The organism is Gluconobacter cadivus, from assembly GCF_015244745.1.
GTDB classification, from domain to species: domain Bacteria; phylum Pseudomonadota; class Alphaproteobacteria; order Acetobacterales; family Acetobacteraceae; genus Gluconobacter; species Gluconobacter cadivus.
The window spans coordinates 122,101-137,987 of sequence record NZ_JABCQI010000006.1 but is presented as its reverse complement, the minus strand read 5'-3'; the positions used below and the strand labels follow the sequence as shown (position 1 = coordinate 137,987).

Sequence of the window (15,887 nt, the reverse complement as noted above, 5' to 3'; positions counted from 1 at the left end):
GATGCCCCAGATCACTGCAAACACAGCCCATTTCGGAATGCGGCTCGAAGCCGATTTCAAAGAAGAGTCCTTCAGGAAGGTCAAGGAACTCGGAACGACGCCTGCTGACCTGTTTCGGGACGTTCTTGAATATGTCGTCAGAAACAACCGTCTGCCGATCCGCAAAGAAGTCGTGAGCGACGATGACGCCGTTCTTCTTGATCTGGTCAAGAAACGCCTGAAGAACCCGGGGGAAATTATGAGGAACGTGAGCCTTGACGATCTACTCTCTGGACATCCCGGAAGTCGTAAGGGATGAACTGTACGCTCTGGATTATAGCGTTGCAGAACGGTTTTTAAAAAAACTTCGCAAGATCCTGCACAACCCCCATGTTCCAAAGAACAAGCTACGCGGTTTGCCGAACTGTTATAAAATCAAACTGCGTGATGATGGCATCCGGGGCGTTTATCAGGTGCATGATCAGGAGATCAGTGTGCTTTTGATCGCTGTCGGCAAGCGCGACAAAAGTGCAGTTTATGAAACTGCAAAAATCCGATTGTGAAAACAGGGGGGCTCTTGCCCCCTTCTTTTGTCGGTGGTGTGTCCTAGGCCGCCGCCCGTTGTTGCTCGTCCATGGCTTCCAGGCGTTCGTACAAGCCGCCTGCAATGCCCTGACCTGAGAGAATTTCCTCGACCAAAGCGTCCATGACCCCCTGTTGGGCCTGTTCGTCCTGAAGAAACGAGCTTTTCATCGCCAGAGCCTTGCGGCGTGCCAGTTCCTTTTCCGCACTCCCGCCTGGAAACACGATGGCAAGGCACCGCAAGGCGCGGCTTGAGGGCATCCGGGCGAAGAGACGCGACCGCAATGCGGTATCGTTCGGCGTGCTGGAGAAGGCCCAGAGTTCGATGGGGCCGAGCACATTGACCAGAAGCTGCTCGTATTTGCCCTCGGCCGCGTTCATCACCACGAAGAACGGCGCACCGTTGCGGCCTGGACCGGGCAGGCGGTTGCGCACTACATAGGCGCTGGCAGGTGTGAGCTTGAAGTTCTCGATCATCTCGTTGGCCTCGCGCTCGTCGCCGCATTTCAGGATCCAGCGGGCCGTGGACTGGCCGACGAGATCGGCGCTGAAATCGCCGCTGCGCTGGCTGATGAACGAAAGCTGGACGTTGTGCTTACGGCCTTCACGAACGTCGCGGATCGCCTGCTTATCGACCTGCGGAGCCTCCTTGGGACGATGCCACTCTTCGAAATCGAGGCGCTTGATCGTCTCTTTCATCTCGGTGAAGCGGCTGCGGTGATACTCCCGCACATCGTCCGGCATGACCGGCAGATCCGCATATTCCGGGTGCAGGAAGAAGTTACGGCCGATCAGGTAACGGCCGAGCATATACATCAGGGCCGTCTGCCGGTTTGCACTCTCTGAACCCTGTGGCGCGACACGGGCCAGATCCAGCACGATGATCCGGGCATCACCGAGATCAAGCTGGGTCGGCTCTGAGAGCGTCGGATATTTCTTGATCGCCGCCATGATATAGCGCTCGAACGCATCAATGAGCGTCTCGTGCGTCGGCAGGATGATCTTGGAATAGCGATTGAAGATCTCCGGCGCGCGGGCCGCTGTAATCAGATCCTGAAGAATCGGAACCGCGTGACGTTGGGCCATCCCTGCCAGACGATGCTCGCCCGCAGCGATCAGAGCCGTCACCACGTCCCGCCACCAGGTCGGATCCGCGCTGTCGAGATCGCCTTCGGCCGCAGCGTGGTGCGGGAGCTGGAGGCCGAGGCGGTGGATGGCCTCATCCACACTGGGCTCGATTCCTTCGCGGTAGTGCTTCGGATTGCCGCCCGCAAAGCCCGTGCATTGACGGTAGGCCTCCGGGATCACATCGCCGACGAGCTGGTCCATCCCCTCGAACGGGATGCCATCGAGCGGTGTGGCCAGCAGCGACACGAAATTGTCGATCGCGACCTCTTCGAGCGGCAGCGGGTATTCGAGGCCGACCTGAAGGTCGAAGATATTGACCTCAAACCCCGGAGCCATCTGCATTTCCACGAAGATGGCCTCATGGGCACGATCTGGCCCGAGCGCGTTGCGGACCATTTCGATGAAGCCGAGAGACGCATGGCCGATGTCCAGCTTCGCCAGCAGCGGCAGCTTGACGCCATTATTGCCCATAGCGGCAGAACTCAGGAGCAGGCCGAGAAGAATGGTGTTTCCGAGCACGGTCTTACCGCTGCCTGGGGGGGCTACGATAATATCCGCGATATGTTCGCGCACACCACCGCCAGTCGGATCGAACGGCCAGATCCCGCCATCGGGCTTGCGAAAAAGGATGGAGCCTTGCGGGAAGGGGGAGGCGCTTCGCATCCACGGCATCATGCCCATGGCATCCCCCAGAGGCGCAAGAGACGGGGTGGCCGTAGAGCCCAGAGAGAGCACGGGCACCGATCCCATGGCGGCCTCAAGCGGATCGCCCGGTACCCGGGTCGTTTTGCAGCCGCCCCAGCTTTCAATGCCCTGGGACAGATCGGCCGCACGGCGACGCAGCAGCTTGTCTTCGCCGACCGGAGCCCAGGTGCTGGCGGTCATCCGCATCCGGACGGAATTATGGTTTTCCTTCTCGCGCTTGGTTTTGATCGCCTGAAACGCCCGCGTGATGTCCTTGTTGCCCGGAAACATGCCAAGCATCGTGGCCCCCGTTTCCTTGATCGCGAACGCGGCCTTGCCACCGCCTTCAAGGATGATGGAACTCCGCCAGGGTAGGCGCTTGCGGCCCAGAGTGTTGAGCAGTTCGGAGAACGGGCGCGGATCCTCGGGACCGAGAAGCATGTCCACGGGCGCATAGGTGTAGTCGCCGACCGTCACGAGCTGACCGCCCTGATTTTCGGCGTCGGCATTAAAGATCTGGTCGCGCAGGGACGGCCAGAGCAGATTTTCAGTCTTTTTGCTCTGTTTTTCGTCATCCGGGAGCCGCGCCATGACACGATCGCCTACTAGCGTCGGCTTCCAGCCGCTTCCGGCCGTCTCGCGATAGAGCGTCTCACGCGCCAGCGTGATGGATTCATCGGCGCGCAGAAGCGTCGTGGAAATACCGAGATTGGACATGCTGTCCTGCACGCGCGCGACAAAGGCGTCGTGACGACCGGCCATCAGTTCGGAGCGCAGGGTAAAGCGCTGGCCGCTCCCCGCTTTTGGCCACGCCTTGACCTGCTCTTTCCGCTCCGCCGCCACCTGCTTCTTTTCTTCACGCGTCAGAACGGCCGGTCGGGTCCACAGAATGTAGCAGGCATCTTCCCACCGCATCACCTGAGGCCACCGCAGGCGGCGCTCATTGATGATGTCGTGGAAGTCGGCGTTCATCATGCGTGAAATCTGCTCGCATCCGTTGAGCGCGAGCAGATCGACGGCCACGCGGGCCTGATCGGGATCGGAGATGTACCAGCCTTCGATCGCATGGCCAGTGCCTTCGAGAAGGCCTTGCAGCTCGATGCGCTGTTGCTCGGCGATGGCCTCCACGTCCGCACGCGAGCACATGGTGCGCAGACCGTTCACGCGCAGGACAGAGACGTACTCGCCCCGCAGCGTCACGAGCCGGTCGTGATGTACGGCATCTGTGTGATTGGTCTCGACGTCGCAAAAGGATTCGAGGGGCTGACGAAGGAAGAGGCTCGCGCTGGCAAGCAACTCGGTCAAAAAGCCAGACATTGGAAACTCCGCGTCAGGATGGGGTAAGAGCAAGGGCCTTGTCGAGGAAGGCCGGATAAACGTCAGCGCCAGCGTCGAGCAGTCTGCCGGTCGGCAGAATACGAAGGCCTGCGCGGAGCAGATCGAGATTGCGTCGGACGGCTTCATCGGCGCTGCCACACAGGCGCATGGCCGTTGTGACCTGACGGATGGAGCCCGATTGCAGCCGGTGCTCGGCTTCCGCGCGCCGACTTTCGAGCAGACGCAGGAGCGTCATGGGTGTGCGGAAAGAGGGGGAAAACTGCGTGCCGAGCAACGGGTCCGGGATAGCCTTGAGGATGGTTTCCCAGAACTGGCGGTCAGACTGACCCTGCTGGCGGGCCATCAGGCGGAGCGTCTGATGGGCGGTCCGGGCGAGGAACATCAGGCGGGCCTGGGACATTTCGGGCCACCAGACGAGCATGGCTTCGGCGTCGATGGCTGCCCGCGACGTGTCCTGAAGAAGATTACACACCGGGCAGACCCGGAAACCGGCCTCTGAGGAGGGACCGGTCCAGGGGAGACCTGCACCGGGCGACGGCAGGCCGCAGCACGCGCAGGTGAAAGACCCATTCGACCCGTCTTTCCCGGGCCGGATCTCCTGGTCGAGACCAGGCTGGAGGAAGAACGGATCGGAAGTCATGTCGGCTTACTGGAACTGGTAGCTCTTGGCGGTATTGCTGATTTCAGCATTCCCGTTGGAGGCCGTGTTCGCAGAGTTGTTGATCCACTTCGGACCCGTCGCAGCCACACCGGCCAGAACAAAGCAGACGACGCCTGCAACAGCCATGCCGGGACGCTTGGTTTCTTCCTTCTGGGATTTGTAGAACAGCACGATGCCCGTCACGAGGGCGACAATGGCCAGACCGTAAAGGGCTGCGGCAGACCCGACACCGATGGTGTCCGTGCCTTCCTGCGCCATGTTCTGGATCTGCTGTCCAAGACCGTTGCTCGACGCCGTTCCACCAGCAGCGGCAAGAGCGTTACCGGCCATGACCATCGGCAGCATGGTGGCTGTCGCGACGGTTGCGCCGATCTTCGTGAGAGCGCGGGAAGCAGACGGGGTTGTGTGGGATGTCATGAGTTGGTTCTCCGTTGTGAGGGACAATCCCCTCTGCCGATCAATCTGACCGCGTGATCTGCGACTGAGGCGGCAGAGAGGTATTTTTTTCGTCAGCCCGTTTCAGGGCCAGAAAGAGAGGATCCAGGTCGCGTCCTTGACCGGATTGAGGAGCATGACGCCAAAGACGTACTGGATGCCGCAGCCAAGGCGTTCGCGGTTCGAGCGGCCTCTCTGGATGGCAAACCAGGTCAGGACGGCGAAGAAGCACGTCCAGGCCCCGAACATCTGAAAGAACAGGGCGAAGTCCTTGATGATCGCCATGATTGCGTCTTTGGGGCCGGTGCCGGTGATCAGGCTGTCCGCCGTGCTGTAGCTGGTGGCTGCGTCGCCCAGAGTGACCTGCACGTCCGTTCCGGCCGAGGCCGTGCTTTTGGTGAGGATGACGTTGAACGAGGCGAAGACACCGCACAGCACGAGGGACAGATAGGGCAGCCAGGGCTTGTCCTGCAGGGCCTGAATGGTCGGGTGGTAATACTGATAGATCCCGATCAGGCTGAAGATCAGGCAGGACACGGCCGCCGCATAGCAGGCCGTGGGCAGGAGCCAGCCCATGCCAACGGCGATTTCGTGGACGAGATTGACAAGGCCTTCCATGGTGGCCTCCTCAGTTCAGGTCGCCATGGGCCGTGTGCAGAACCCAGGTGGCGCCCTGCTGGCTGATGGTCAGGACCGCGCCGTAGCCCGGAATGACCGTGCCAACACCCACCTCGAACTGACGGTCCTGACCGCTCGGGGCCGCGCTGTCTTCGATCATGGCGAGCTGCGGTGAGGCCGCAACGATCCGGTAATGATGGATCCAGGCAGGCTTTGGAGCCGGTGCGGCGACGGCGGCCGGAGCGGGTGGGGCGCTCGACGATGAGAGGGCCGGAGCCTTGGACGCTGGCCCGTTCATGGCAGCGCTTAGAGCGGCACGGGCCTTTTCGGCAGCGGCATGGGCCTGAGCGGCTTCGTCCGCACCGGAGTTCTCGGCACCTGTCACGGCGTGACTGGCTTCGACCAGGGAGATGCGCCGTGTCAGATCATTCAGCTTGTCTTCTTCAGCCTTGCGCTGTCCTGCAAGGGACTGGCGCAGCTTTTCGACTTCGCCCCGCTCGCGCTCGATGACGCGGGCCTCGGCCGTGACGAGCTGAAGCACGTCGATCTGCTGCTGGGTCGCCATGGGCGCGGCCTGTAGAGTATGAGCCGCCTGCACGGGATCCGCAGGAGGCGCGGCAGGTGTAACCGCAGGCGCATCCGTCTGGGCTGCTGCGGACTGTGGCGGTGCGGGCGGTGTTGCAACGACGGCAGCGGGCGCGGCTTTCGCGGCCGGTACGGAGGCAGGCGGGGCCGCGGCAGTCTTAGGATGGCCGAGGGTCTGCATTTCCGCCAGATCGGCGCTTGCGGGCGGCGGTGCGGACGGAGCAGGTTCAGGGGCCTGAGCCACGGGCGCGGCCGTCTGGTCCATGCCCACTTCCTGACCCGGTGCCGAGACAGGGTGATGATGGTGGCCACTGGTCGCAAGAATCCCCGCGAGCAGGACCGCGCAGATCCCGAGGCCCGAACCGCCATAGAGCTTCTGGCGCGGCGTCAGAGCCTCGTAGCGAGAGATGAGGGGTGTGAGAAAAGAAGCCGGGCCTGACAGTGCGGGTTCCGTCGCGTGGCTGTCGTCGTGGGCCGTTGTTTCGGTGTCCTGACGCTCCGGATCATCAGACAGGATGTCATGCTGATCGGGCGGTGGTGGCGCTGCGTGAACGGGCTCCATCCGACGCGGCGCGACTTCGGTGTTCAGGTGGTGAACTGTGGAACTCATAAAAAAGATCCTTCTGGCTGAGACTGCCAGAAGGATCGGGTAACGATCTGCGACTGAGTGCGGAAAATCAGGGCTTATCAAGAACAGGATCCATGAACATCACACCGACATTCACGTTGGCGGCGAGGATGATCCGCGTGCGTGTTGGCGTATCCTGTGTCAGGGCGCTGTTGACGGCCGAAGCCGCACTTCCTGCGGCGACGCCGAGCTGCTGGCCCATGTTCAGACGCTGGATATAGTTCATGCCGCCCAGGGCGCTGTAACTGCCCGAGACATTGGACGTGGTTTCGATGGCCTGCCCAAGCCCCTGCACGAAGGCTGCGGCGGCAGGCATGACGAACCGCTGTATGATCAGGGGATCGACGCTGGAGGCGACACCCTGTTTCATGCTGTCGGGCGCCATCACCACGCCATTCGTCGATAGCGTGCGGCCCTGATGAATGATCTTGTTGACCTGCACGACCAGAAGCTGCTCGTTTCCGGGTGCCCTCGCAACCGTTGCAATCATGCGGTCGCCTGCAATGGGGCCGCTATCGGCCTCCAGCACGATCTGACCCGCCAGATCACTGTCCGTTGCCGTGACGGTATGGGCATAGATCCCGCGACCGGCCGGGATCAGGGCTGGCGCGGCGGCCGTATCATGTGAGGCCGTGGCCGCTGCGGATGCCCCTGTCGCACCATGCGAAGCCATCGCTTTCTCGGCCTGGGGCTGCGCCTCCTGCTCGGGCTTGAAGACGGCTTCCTGAAGGTCCGAGACGGGAGGCCGGGTCTGAAGTCCGCTTTCGATGCGCGCAATCTCGGCGACATAACGGGCGCGGCGCTTCTCGCGTTCCTGTTGCTCGGCCTGGGATGTCTCGCCATTGCCTGACGCAGAGTAGGCCGGATCGGTCTGGACGATCGAGGCTTGCGGAGCGGTCTCGATGTGGGGCGGCGTGGGAGGTGGTGCCGGGGACGCGATTGGCGCGTCATAGCCGATTTCCTGCGGCCGGGCAGGTGCTGGATCATCATGCGCGCCATCATACGACAGGACCGCTCCGGTCCTTTCGCCCTTGTCCCGGGTGACAGCGGGTGCCAGATCCGGGGTATAGGACTGTCCGGCGCGTTCGGATTTCTGTGCAGTCTCGGTGTTCTGCATCTGACGCAGACGGTCCTGCTCCGGGTTTGTGTTTGTGCCACCAGGCAGCGCATTCATCTCGGCAATATGCCCGGGATTGGACTTGGGCATCTGCTTGGTCTGATGGTGTGAGACAAGGAGGACAAGAGCGAGGACCGAGACGGCTGAACCCCCGAGCAGGAGCAGGCGTCGGTTCCCGCCGCGTGTCGCACTCGACAGGACGGATTTGAACTTGGGCAGTTTCGGGATCATGGCGTCATGTCCTTGAGAGACGCGGACACGGTCCGACCGGAATCCGACAGGAGAATGTAGGGGGTCTGGCGGAAGGCGTAGAGGGTGTAGCCGTCTTCGCCGCGCTCTGAACTGTCCCAGGCAGGCGTCATGAGCGCCAGCCGCGTGCGGATGTAGAGTTCATTGCCCATACGCCATGCTTGGACATCGTCAGGAGAGAGACCCTCGACGCTCTGGGGAACGGCGGAGGCCGGAGCGATCCCGGACAGCATGGCGTTCATGAAGGGCTCCGCCGTGCCGGGGGCGGCTTCCGGACCCATTTCCTGCTTCGCATTGGGGCCGTCTTCGTTGACGCGGACCGTCAGGTTGTCGTCATAGGTGCCGCGACCGGCCAGAAGCAGGAAGGAGATCGGCTTGATGGCGCCCTTTAACGTGACGAGCAGGCCGCCGCGTGGCGACAGCGACAGTGGCTCGATGTTGATGGTGTTGCTGCCAGCATAGGGAACACAGGTGTAAAACCCTGTCGTCTGCACGGCAGGAGAGCCACCTTTTCCGCCGTCCGACGAGCAGTTCTTCAGACCGTCCGGATTGGCGGATGTGCTGGTCGTGTTCCACGCAATCGGCCAGGGTGCGCCGGAGCGGTCCACGAAAGAGACGGCCGTGGGATAGCCCTTGGTCGTGAAAATCAGCGATGTCTGCTGACCGGGCGCGAATGACACGCGGATGGCTGGTCGGCTGGTCGGAGCCGCGACTTCCGTGGCGACATCTTCACGCGCCCTCTGGTTCTCTTTGAGGCGTTTACCCAGTCGATGAATCATCTCCGGTGTCAGAGGAATGGCTTCATCCTCGGCAGCCTGCTGGTCCTGCTGCTCTGGCGACAGGTGTGGCGCGGCGGGCGCGGCATCCGGAGCTGGCGCAACCGACTGAGCCATTGCGGTGAAGGGCATCAGGCCCAGGAGGCCGAGGAGGGACAGCGAAAAAGAGCGGGTTGTCATGGTGCGGATCCTCACTGCGGGCTGGCCACAAGCTGGGTAATGGCAATGCCGTCAGGGTGATCCGGGTCATCGACGCGCTCGACATGCACGGTCGCAATCAGGGTCTGGGAGCTTTCCAGATTGACGTTCTCGCAGGTCTGAACGAACGGGAACTGCACGACATAATGGTGATGACCGTTGACCATACTCTGCTGGCGAATGGTTGCGGCACGGGTCGGCTGCGCGTAGCAGAGCAGCTTGGCTTCTTTCATTTTCGCCAGATTGCCGTCCTGAACAAAGGACTGTGCGAACGTGTTCCAGCCGTTCAGGGTGAAATGCGCGCCAGCCGCGTTAAGCTGCGACGGGTAATCCCGGTAATTGATATTGTAGGGCTTGAGCGACCACTTGATGACCCAGGACAGGAAGTCTTCCTGACTGAGGATCGGGCTGTTCAGAGCAATAGCCGGGCGAGGGGCGTTGATTCCGTCCACGAAGAAATACTTCGGGAGCGGATGATACGACCAGGCGCGGGCCAGGAGCACGGCCAGCACCACCACGACGGCGGCGAGTGCGATGGACGTCTGCAAGGAACGCTCAACGATCTTTCCCTGAAAATCAGGATCGGTCAGGCGGCGGCTCAGGGATCCCGAGGAGCGGCTCATGGCGCGGTGTCTCCGTGGAGCGACAGCGGGGCTGCGGATGGCATTTCAAACCTCATGATGACTGTGTCATCGTTACCGTGACCCGTTGATCTGCGACTGAAGCTGAAAAAAGCAGAGAAATTTGCGGATCAATCGCCTGAGCGCATGACGGCAGTCTGCTGATGCAAACGACTGGTGCGGCGACCGCCACGACGTGGGCTCCAGAAGAAAAACCCTTTCTTTCCCAGGCACTCGCGGCGCATGTGATCCATCTTGTTCAGATAGATTTCATACAGGTTGGGATCGAACGTCTTGCGCATATCCTTTTTGGAACGTCGCGGGAGATGGAGCCAGCCGGACTGGCTGACGATGGTGCGATTGCTCAAGAGAAAGTCATCGGCCACAGCCTGAGGGGCTTGGTAGGCAAAATGCCGCATGGCCAGTTCGTGTTGCATTTCAACGGACCAGCGTGTGGTGCAGGCATTTCGGCTGAAGCCGATGACCAGTCCGGTGGGAGAGTTCCGGACCTGCCATCTGCGGCCCTGACGCTCTTCTGGTGTCAGACGGGACGCCTGTTCCCAGGTAAGAATGACGGATGAGTCAGCGGGAATGGCGAAAGGGTCAGCAGCAGGGCGGAGACTGACCAGCTTGCGCTGTAGGCTGCGGACACTGCGTCCCATTTTCTTGGCAATGCGCTGGAGCCCGATGCGCCGCTCACGGTGTGCCAACAGCGTGGCAACGTCAGCGTCTGTCCAGACCGCCTCGGCATAACGCTCCCGTGCGGGTAGGACCAGGGCGGCGCGTTTCTTGCGTACTGCCATGACGGTGCGGTTGAGGCGCTTTGCGATGGCGGGGAGGTCTTCGCCCTTGGCCCATGCGCGGCTGAGACGACTGATATCGCGAAGAGACCATGCCCGAGGCCCGCTTCTGAGCGGGGTGCGTTTAAGATCTAGTCCTTCCTTTTGCGCAATGGCCTCTATTTCGAGGCGGCTTATGAAAAGGGCAGCCGCGATATGCGCGACGTTCACACCTTTTATTGCCATCTTGATGACGAGTGTCCTGACTTCCTCGGAATTTTTTCCGGGAGAAATCAGGTGCTGCTCTTTTTCACTTTTAACATCAGACGAGTGAAATAACGCTTCTTCTACGCTGCCGAGGGCGGGGAGTGAGGAGCGGAGGCTGCGTGCAAACATCGTCGGAAGTCCCTATCACGTTTCAACGTATAAGGACTTATCCGATGATAGATCATCGGTTACAAGCGATATAACACTGAACGACTAAAAGTTTTCCGTTAGTTCACGGTTTTCTGTATGGCGCCGCTCAATGCGATGAAGCTGTCATTAAAAAATTCCACCTGTTCGCGGACGCTCTGGATATTGCTGTAGAGCCCGAGCGTGCGGAGAGAATTAAAAATATCTTTCTGATTGGGGAGACCAGGAAACAGATCGGCTGTAGCGATCTTCAAGGCCGCTGCGATGCGTCGAAGAGACTCAATTGATGGCTTTCGCAGACCAATTTCAATGAGCTGCATAGCCGGCGTCTGATGCCCGCTAGCTGCGCCTAATTCAGAAATACTCATCTGACGCGCAAGTCGGATATCTCTGATTCTCTCACCCAGCTGCTTTACAACAGGCTCTCGCGGATCGCTTTCTGAGGCGGTGGCACCCTTGCGGGCGGCAACATCATGTTCGCGGGCCAGATGAAGTTTTTGGATGAGGTGAGATAAAGACCCTGAAGTTTTCTGGAAAGCGTCAGCGAGCTCCAGATACTTCTGAGTTTCCTCCTCGCTGATTGTAACTTCGATCGGCAATATATCGTGATTATCAAGTGGGAGTATTTCGTTGGGAGGGGTTTTAAGGGCCAGAAGTATCTTATGCAGGGTCACATAAGATACATTTTTCCCCCGCTCGATATTTGAAATTGTCCCGACAGCCAAGTCTGTTACGAAACAGATATTTACGACATTCATCCCTTTGCCTTCCCGGACATCCTTAATTCTCTGTCCCAGGTCCACAAGGTATTCGTCAGATTGCCCGTCACTTACCTGCGTCTCTGTTTTCTTGTTCATGGCTAGTTCTCTCTCTCGGCAGGCCTACGCACCAGATTTCGGGTCCAGATACAGCAAAATACCAACGAGAGCGCCCCTGACAACTGAGTTCGTATTTAACATTTCTCCTTAGTCGCACGTCGATTTGCGATTGAGAACTTTAAGTCATTTCAGGAGAGACCGAATGTTTGTAATGTTGCCTCCAGCTCATGTGCAGCCTGCGCCCTCGGGACCAGTCTCTCTCGCGCCTCCTGTAGAACCGTCCATCCAGACTGCGCCGCCGAAGATAGTCCATCATTTCCGCATGACTGCTGGATATGGTCATCAGGTGCCACTCTCCTTCGCGATCAGACAAATCGTCCCCTCAGGAGTGCGCGTGACCTATGGCGCGGGCGTCGATCCGGGTGAGGCCGTGGACTGGCAGGGCGGTCGGGAATGGAACAAGGTTCTGGCCACCACAGTCAGCCCACTCGGTGAGCGTATCGAGGTTGGGCGCGCACACGTCACTATTTTGAAGAAATAAGCGTTAGTCGCAGATCGACTTGCTTCTCTGCTGGGACTTACCCAGGAGAGAGGCATGTCACCAGACGATCGAACACCGCACAGGGAGACCCCGCAGAGTTCTCTGGCTCCCAATCTCGCTCTCGCACGCCACAATCTGCTTGAGCATTTCCGTGTCCGGAATGGACACACGTTCGGCACCGACGGGGCGGTCACGGCCTCTCTGGCCGATCTTCTCGTGTCCCTCCCCAATGAGGAGCGGCGGACCCTTGTGTCCGAGGTGATCTCGACCGTAGCCGGTGGAGAGGATCTCGTGGCAGCCGCTGTCGCCAGCCGTGCCGACCTTGTCACCTGGACCGATAGCGAGAAGCGGGCAGAACTCTCTGCCCGGGTTTTCTCAGAGGACCGTCTGGCGCTTTTGCGCGATCTTCTTGACCCCGAAGAAGAAAGGTCGGCCGCATGAAACGGGCACCCTTTCTATTTATCGCGGCTGCCTTGTTGCTTCCCGTAGGTGCCTCCGCCGCAACACAGGGCAGTCAGGCCTGCGCCACCCTGACACGGGCCGCAGCGGACGCCGTCAACGGGCGGATCAAGGCCAACAATGCCTACGAAAAGCAGCCTGAAAGCGTCAGCGGCCTGTCGTGTCTCGACAAATTCTTTAACGGGACCGGCCTCAATCTCCTGACAAACATCGCCAACCCTGCGGCGCTGATCAATGACGTTGTCGGGCAGGTCGAAGGAGAGATCTGTTCTGCGGCCCAGAGTGAGTGGAACAACACCGTCGGGGCCGCGCAGCAGTGTGGCCTGAGCCTGAACGGTGTGAATGTCGGCCTTGGCCTCTCAGGCGGGAATGGCCTGATGTGCCCGTCCCTGAACTTTGGCGGCAACGGTCCCCAGCTCGCGGCCGGAAGTCTCGGGAACGGGGATTCCAATGGCTATGTGCGTGGTGAGCCACGCTTGCCGACCGGGTACACAAGCACACCGCTGGATGGGGTATTCTGATGAAGATCCGCCTCAATCCAACAATCGCAACGATGCTCCTCTGCACGACCGTTCTTGTCGCGATGCCGAAGCCTGCGAATGCGTTCATCGGTGAAGCGGCCGTGGTCGCGGCCATCAGCGCCCTACAGAAGTTTACGGGCAGTGCGCTGTCGTCAATGACCAAGACTCTGACGTCGCAGTTGAACAGCTCGATGGACAGCCTGACGAACCCGAACTCCGTCAGTTCTATGCTGAACAAGGGGTTCACCCAACTCAGTAATTACGAAAAGGCTGGTGTCGCCGCAGAGCAGCGGATCGCCGATGCGTCCAATACAGCCATGGCGGAGTTCGCTCGGCGCCAGCAGGATACGACAATCCGCGACGAGCACATGATGAACCCCGAGTTCTGCACGGGGATCGACGGGTCGCAGGCCACCCAGGGGGCTTCGCAGTCTGCGCGCACGGCAACACGGGCCATTGCGACAATTACGGACAGTCGGGGAGAAGCCGACGCCGGAACGCCGTCGTATTACGGCAAGGGCCAGGGCGTGGCCTCAAGCATGGCGCTGCACGGACGGCGGTATTGCTCACAGGAAGACGTCACGGCCGGTCTGTGCTCTGCTCTCTCCCGCCTGCCCAATGCGGACCAACGGGCTATTTCCCTGTTCGGGCAGGATACCCTGTCGGTTGACGGCGGTGTGGACGCTGCCAACGATTACAGCACCACACTCATTCAACCCGTGGCACCGGCCGCACTGCGCGGTGAGCAGCTTACGTCCACGTCCGGCCGCGAAGCCGCGTTGCGTCGTCGTGCCTACAACGCCCGCATGTCGCTGTCGCGCTACGTGATGAATTTCATCACCTCGCTTGAGATCCCGTCGATCAACCTGACGGATGTGCAGAAAACAGAGATGCAGGCCGAAGGGATGGCCGTTTCGGATCAGGCCTCGTGGCTGACCTCGATGAGCCTTGAGGTCAACCGTCGTGTCTCCGGTGTGACTTGGAACAAGAACCTTCAGCAGATGCCGCCCGCCACCGTGATGCGTGAGCTGGCCATCGAGCAGGCGCAGGCCAACTACCTCGCCCTGCAGAATTACCGCCTCGGCCTTTTCCAGTCCTCGCTCGCCGCAACGCAGGTGGCGCAGCACGAAGAGGAAAGCGAGGCCAAGAGACTTGCCCCGATCCCGTCCCCTAACGTCAATCCCGGAGGCTGACATGGCCCAGAACGATACCCAGCCCCCCGCCCTCGTAGACGTGTTCCAGAGCCTGGAGCGCGTGCGGCCGCAACTTGAAAAAGAGGCTCCCCAGCTTGCCGGTCAGATCACTCTGCTGGCGCAGAAGCAGCAGGATCCGGACCTCGCCGCCAATGACCGGTTTCGGACGAACGTGGCCTATGTGCTTCAGGATGCTGAGCGTCTGGTCGGTCCAGTCCTGCCTCAGGAGAGCGGGCTGCGCGAAGAGATGACGCAACGCGCCATGACCGTGCCCGGCCTGACGTCCGAGACCCTCAAGGACTTTATGCGACAGACCCCCGATCTGATGGATCAGCGGCTGGTTGACAACGTGCGCTCCGTTTCCGAGCAGGTGGCCTCCATGGGCGCTGACCAGCAGGGCAATCCGGAGATTGACGAGGTTCTGCACTCGCTAACGGATCGGGTCGCCAACGCCGCACGGTTCTCTACGCACGACCCGGAAGCGCAGACCGTCACAGAGAATGAACAAGCAGATGTCAGACCTGTGGAACCGGCCTCCGAGTTCGATGGGAGCCCTGAGCCACCGCCTTTTGAAGACGTCCCGGATGCTCCCGATCTGGATCACGAAGAAGGGCCGCAGGAGGAAGAGACTGTCGCTCCAGCGCGTTCGCCTGGACCCGAGGCCGCCGATAACAGGATGCACCCTTCGCCAGGTGGTGGTGACAGGAACAGTCAACCCGAGATGGATGGCCGCGCCCGCCCTCAGTCAACCGGAGCAGGACAAAATGAAAGCACAACCACGCAGAAGCCTGAGGGGGGAAGCAAGACTGGTCCGGCGCAGGATGCAGGGAGCCGCACGAAGACTGGTCCGTCCGAAAAGGCAGAAGACCAGCATGAGCAGAAGGACGATGAAAAGGTTGTCTATCAGGTGCGCGGTCCGGGTCTTTTTACCCGTCTCGCACAGGCCATTCGTCCCGAGGCTGTGCAGCAGACCGTAACGCCCGGGTCTAACTGGATGGCCAAGGCGCAGACGATGAACGCTGCCCATGGACAGCAGGCGGACGCCAACCATCTGGATCGGACGGAAGCCCTCGGCCTGAAGGCGCAGAGTGCTCTGGAAGCCGTGCAGAATACGCCTGCATCTTCGGTGATGCGTGAAATTGCAGACGCCGCAAAATCCGAGCCAAACGGCATGGATGGCGTGTTGAGCGAAATGCGGCCGGGAGGTCGGCATGAGGGCCTGCAATCACGATTTCAAGCCGAGCGGAGCACCAACCAGGCGTTCGCAGCGCAACTGAAAGAAGCGGGTGAAGCCGTCGCGGCCTATGGCGCTCACCGCGAAAAAGCCGCCGACATTGGGCTAGAGCGTGGGACAGAGGCTCAGGTTGAGCAGCGTTTCAACGGCCTGGACAGCAAGATTGGCGAACTCGCCAAGGGGGTGCCGGGAAAGGAAGCCGGGACCAGCATGGTCGAAGATCTCTCAGAGAAGGCGCGTGAGCTGCTGAAAAAGGCGGTCGAGGCCGTTGCCTCTGTCTTTCGGCCGTCTCCGTCCGCGTCCGCTAGCGCAAGCCCGGGAATGTAACTG

At 60.6% G+C, this 15,887-nt stretch carries 17 protein-coding genes; 7 read left to right on the top strand and 10 right to left on the bottom strand.

Features of this window, described 5'->3' with window-relative positions:
• Window position 1: 1 nt before the first annotated feature.
• Window positions 2-298, top strand: coding sequence for a type II toxin-antitoxin system RelB/DinJ family antitoxin (locus HKD28_RS10130; protein ID WP_077804200.1), 297 nt, complete (start codon window positions 2-4; stop codon window positions 296-298).
• Window positions 255-542 carry a type II toxin-antitoxin system RelE family toxin gene (locus tag HKD28_RS10125; protein ID WP_077804201.1) on the top strand — a complete coding sequence of 96 codons (288 nt, stop codon included), beginning with the start codon at window positions 255-257 and terminating at the stop codon, window positions 540-542. Before HKD28_RS10130 ends, HKD28_RS10125 begins: the two co-directional genes overlap by 44 nt.
• 43 nt (window positions 543-585) lie before the next feature.
• Here the strand turns inward: HKD28_RS10125 and HKD28_RS10120 are convergent, their stop codons facing one another.
• The 10 genes from HKD28_RS10120 to HKD28_RS10075 form a co-directional block, all read right to left on the bottom strand.
• Window positions 586-3,690 (bottom strand): ATP-binding protein, encoded by a 3,105-nt coding sequence (locus HKD28_RS10120; RefSeq protein ID WP_194268049.1) that lies wholly within the window; start codon window positions 3,688-3,690, stop codon window positions 586-588.
• 13 nt (window positions 3,691-3,703) lie between these two features.
• A complete protein-coding gene (locus HKD28_RS10115; protein ID WP_207728952.1) occupies window positions 3,704-4,351 on the bottom strand; it encodes a hypothetical protein in 648 nt (215 codons plus the stop codon).
• A 6-nt stretch (window positions 4,352-4,357) separates the two neighbouring features.
• On the bottom strand, window positions 4,358-4,789 hold the full coding sequence (locus HKD28_RS10110) for a hypothetical protein (protein WP_077804203.1): 432 nt from the start codon (window positions 4,787-4,789) through the stop codon (window positions 4,358-4,360).
• A gap of 102 nt (window positions 4,790-4,891) precedes the next feature.
• Window positions 4,892-5,425, bottom strand: coding sequence for a hypothetical protein (locus HKD28_RS10105; protein ID WP_077804204.1), 534 nt, complete (start codon window positions 5,423-5,425; stop codon window positions 4,892-4,894).
• 10 nt (window positions 5,426-5,435) lie between these two features.
• The gene (locus HKD28_RS10100; RefSeq protein WP_077804205.1) at window positions 5,436-6,620 is read right to left on the bottom strand and encodes a hypothetical protein; all 1,185 of its coding nucleotides are present in this window, start codon (window positions 6,618-6,620) and stop codon (window positions 5,436-5,438) included.
• 67 nt (window positions 6,621-6,687) lie between these two features.
• Complete coding sequence (locus HKD28_RS10095) at window positions 6,688-7,986, bottom strand: DotG/IcmE/VirB10 family protein (RefSeq protein ID WP_077804206.1); 1,299 nt, start codon at window positions 7,984-7,986, stop codon at window positions 6,688-6,690.
• The gene (locus tag HKD28_RS10090; RefSeq protein ID WP_077804207.1) at window positions 7,983-8,960 is read right to left on the bottom strand and encodes a DotH/IcmK family type IV secretion protein; all 978 of its coding nucleotides are present in this window, start codon (window positions 8,958-8,960) and stop codon (window positions 7,983-7,985) included. The genes HKD28_RS10095 and HKD28_RS10090 overlap by 4 nt, the downstream gene beginning before the upstream one ends.
• Before the next feature lie 11 nt (window positions 8,961-8,971).
• On the bottom strand, window positions 8,972-9,601 hold the full coding sequence (locus tag HKD28_RS10085) for a DotI/IcmL/TraM family protein (protein WP_015074968.1): 630 nt from the start codon (window positions 9,599-9,601) through the stop codon (window positions 8,972-8,974).
• A 128-nt stretch (window positions 9,602-9,729) separates the two neighbouring features.
• A complete protein-coding gene (locus HKD28_RS10080) occupies window positions 9,730-10,623 on the bottom strand; it encodes a hypothetical protein (RefSeq protein ID WP_235993407.1) in 894 nt (297 codons plus the stop codon).
• Window positions 10,624-10,871: 248 nt separating this feature from the next.
• Window positions 10,872-11,648 (bottom strand): helix-turn-helix domain-containing protein, encoded by a 777-nt coding sequence (locus HKD28_RS10075; RefSeq protein ID WP_077804209.1) that lies wholly within the window; start codon window positions 11,646-11,648, stop codon window positions 10,872-10,874.
• A gap of 163 nt (window positions 11,649-11,811) precedes the next feature.
• Between HKD28_RS10075 and HKD28_RS15745 the strand changes: the two genes are divergently transcribed.
• Genes HKD28_RS15745 through HKD28_RS10050 form a run of 5 tightly spaced genes read left to right on the top strand, consistent with a single transcriptional unit; the run spans window position 11,812 to window position 15,884 of the window.
• Entirely contained in the window at window positions 11,812-12,150 is a 339-nt protein-coding gene (locus tag HKD28_RS15745; RefSeq protein ID WP_077804210.1) for a hypothetical protein, read from the top strand.
• A 54-nt stretch (window positions 12,151-12,204) separates the two neighbouring features.
• On the top strand, window positions 12,205-12,591 hold the full coding sequence (locus HKD28_RS10065) for a hypothetical protein (RefSeq protein ID WP_077804211.1): 387 nt from the start codon (window positions 12,205-12,207) through the stop codon (window positions 12,589-12,591).
• Complete coding sequence (locus HKD28_RS10060) at window positions 12,588-13,130, top strand: hypothetical protein (protein WP_077804212.1); 543 nt, start codon at window positions 12,588-12,590, stop codon at window positions 13,128-13,130. Before HKD28_RS10065 ends, HKD28_RS10060 begins: the two co-directional genes overlap by 4 nt.
• Entirely contained in the window at window positions 13,130-14,323 is a 1,194-nt protein-coding gene (locus HKD28_RS10055) for a hypothetical protein (RefSeq protein WP_077804213.1), read from the top strand. The genes HKD28_RS10060 and HKD28_RS10055 overlap by 1 nt, the downstream gene beginning before the upstream one ends.
• Before the next feature lies 1 nt (window position 14,324).
• Entirely contained in the window at window positions 14,325-15,884 is a 1,560-nt protein-coding gene (locus HKD28_RS10050) for a hypothetical protein (protein WP_077804214.1), read from the top strand.
• The last annotated feature ends 3 nt before the right edge of the window (window positions 15,885-15,887 follow it).

Bases quoted from the DNA above. Each gene is read 5' to 3' on its own strand.
- HKD28_RS10130 (WP_077804200.1), top strand. From the start codon at position 2: ATGCCCCAGATCACTGCAAACACAGCCCATTTCGGAATGCGGCTCGAA.
- HKD28_RS10120 (WP_194268049.1), bottom strand. From the start codon at position 3,690: ATGTCTGGCTTTTTGACCGAGTTGCTTGCCAGCGCGAGCCTCTTCCTT.
- HKD28_RS10115 (WP_207728952.1), bottom strand. From the start codon at position 4,351: ATGACTTCCGATCCGTTCTTCCTCCAGCCTGGTCTCGACCAGGAGATC.
- HKD28_RS10110 (WP_077804203.1), bottom strand. From the start codon at position 4,789: ATGACATCCCACACAACCCCGTCTGCTTCCCGCGCTCTCACGAAGATC.
- HKD28_RS10105 (WP_077804204.1), bottom strand. From the start codon at position 5,425: ATGGAAGGCCTTGTCAATCTCGTCCACGAAATCGCCGTTGGCATGGGC.
- HKD28_RS10100 (WP_077804205.1), bottom strand. From the start codon at position 6,620: ATGAGTTCCACAGTTCACCACCTGAACACCGAAGTCGCGCCGCGTCGG.
- HKD28_RS10095 (WP_077804206.1), bottom strand. From the start codon at position 7,986: ATGATCCCGAAACTGCCCAAGTTCAAATCCGTCCTGTCGAGTGCGACA.
- HKD28_RS10090 (WP_077804207.1), bottom strand. From the start codon at position 8,960: ATGACAACCCGCTCTTTTTCGCTGTCCCTCCTCGGCCTCCTGGGCCTG.
- HKD28_RS10085 (WP_015074968.1), bottom strand. From the start codon at position 9,601: ATGAGCCGCTCCTCGGGATCCCTGAGCCGCCGCCTGACCGATCCTGAT.
- HKD28_RS10080 (WP_235993407.1), bottom strand. From the start codon at position 10,623: ATGGCAATAAAAGGTGTGAACGTCGCGCATATCGCGGCTGCCCTTTTC.
- HKD28_RS10075 (WP_077804209.1), bottom strand. From the start codon at position 11,648: ATGAACAAGAAAACAGAGACGCAGGTAAGTGACGGGCAATCTGACGAA.
- HKD28_RS15745 (WP_077804210.1), top strand. From the start codon at position 11,812: ATGTTTGTAATGTTGCCTCCAGCTCATGTGCAGCCTGCGCCCTCGGGA.
- HKD28_RS10065 (WP_077804211.1), top strand. From the start codon at position 12,205: ATGTCACCAGACGATCGAACACCGCACAGGGAGACCCCGCAGAGTTCT.
- HKD28_RS10060 (WP_077804212.1), top strand. From the start codon at position 12,588: ATGAAACGGGCACCCTTTCTATTTATCGCGGCTGCCTTGTTGCTTCCC.
- HKD28_RS10055 (WP_077804213.1), top strand. From the start codon at position 13,130: ATGAAGATCCGCCTCAATCCAACAATCGCAACGATGCTCCTCTGCACG.
- HKD28_RS10050 (WP_077804214.1), top strand. From the start codon at position 14,325: ATGGCCCAGAACGATACCCAGCCCCCCGCCCTCGTAGACGTGTTCCAG.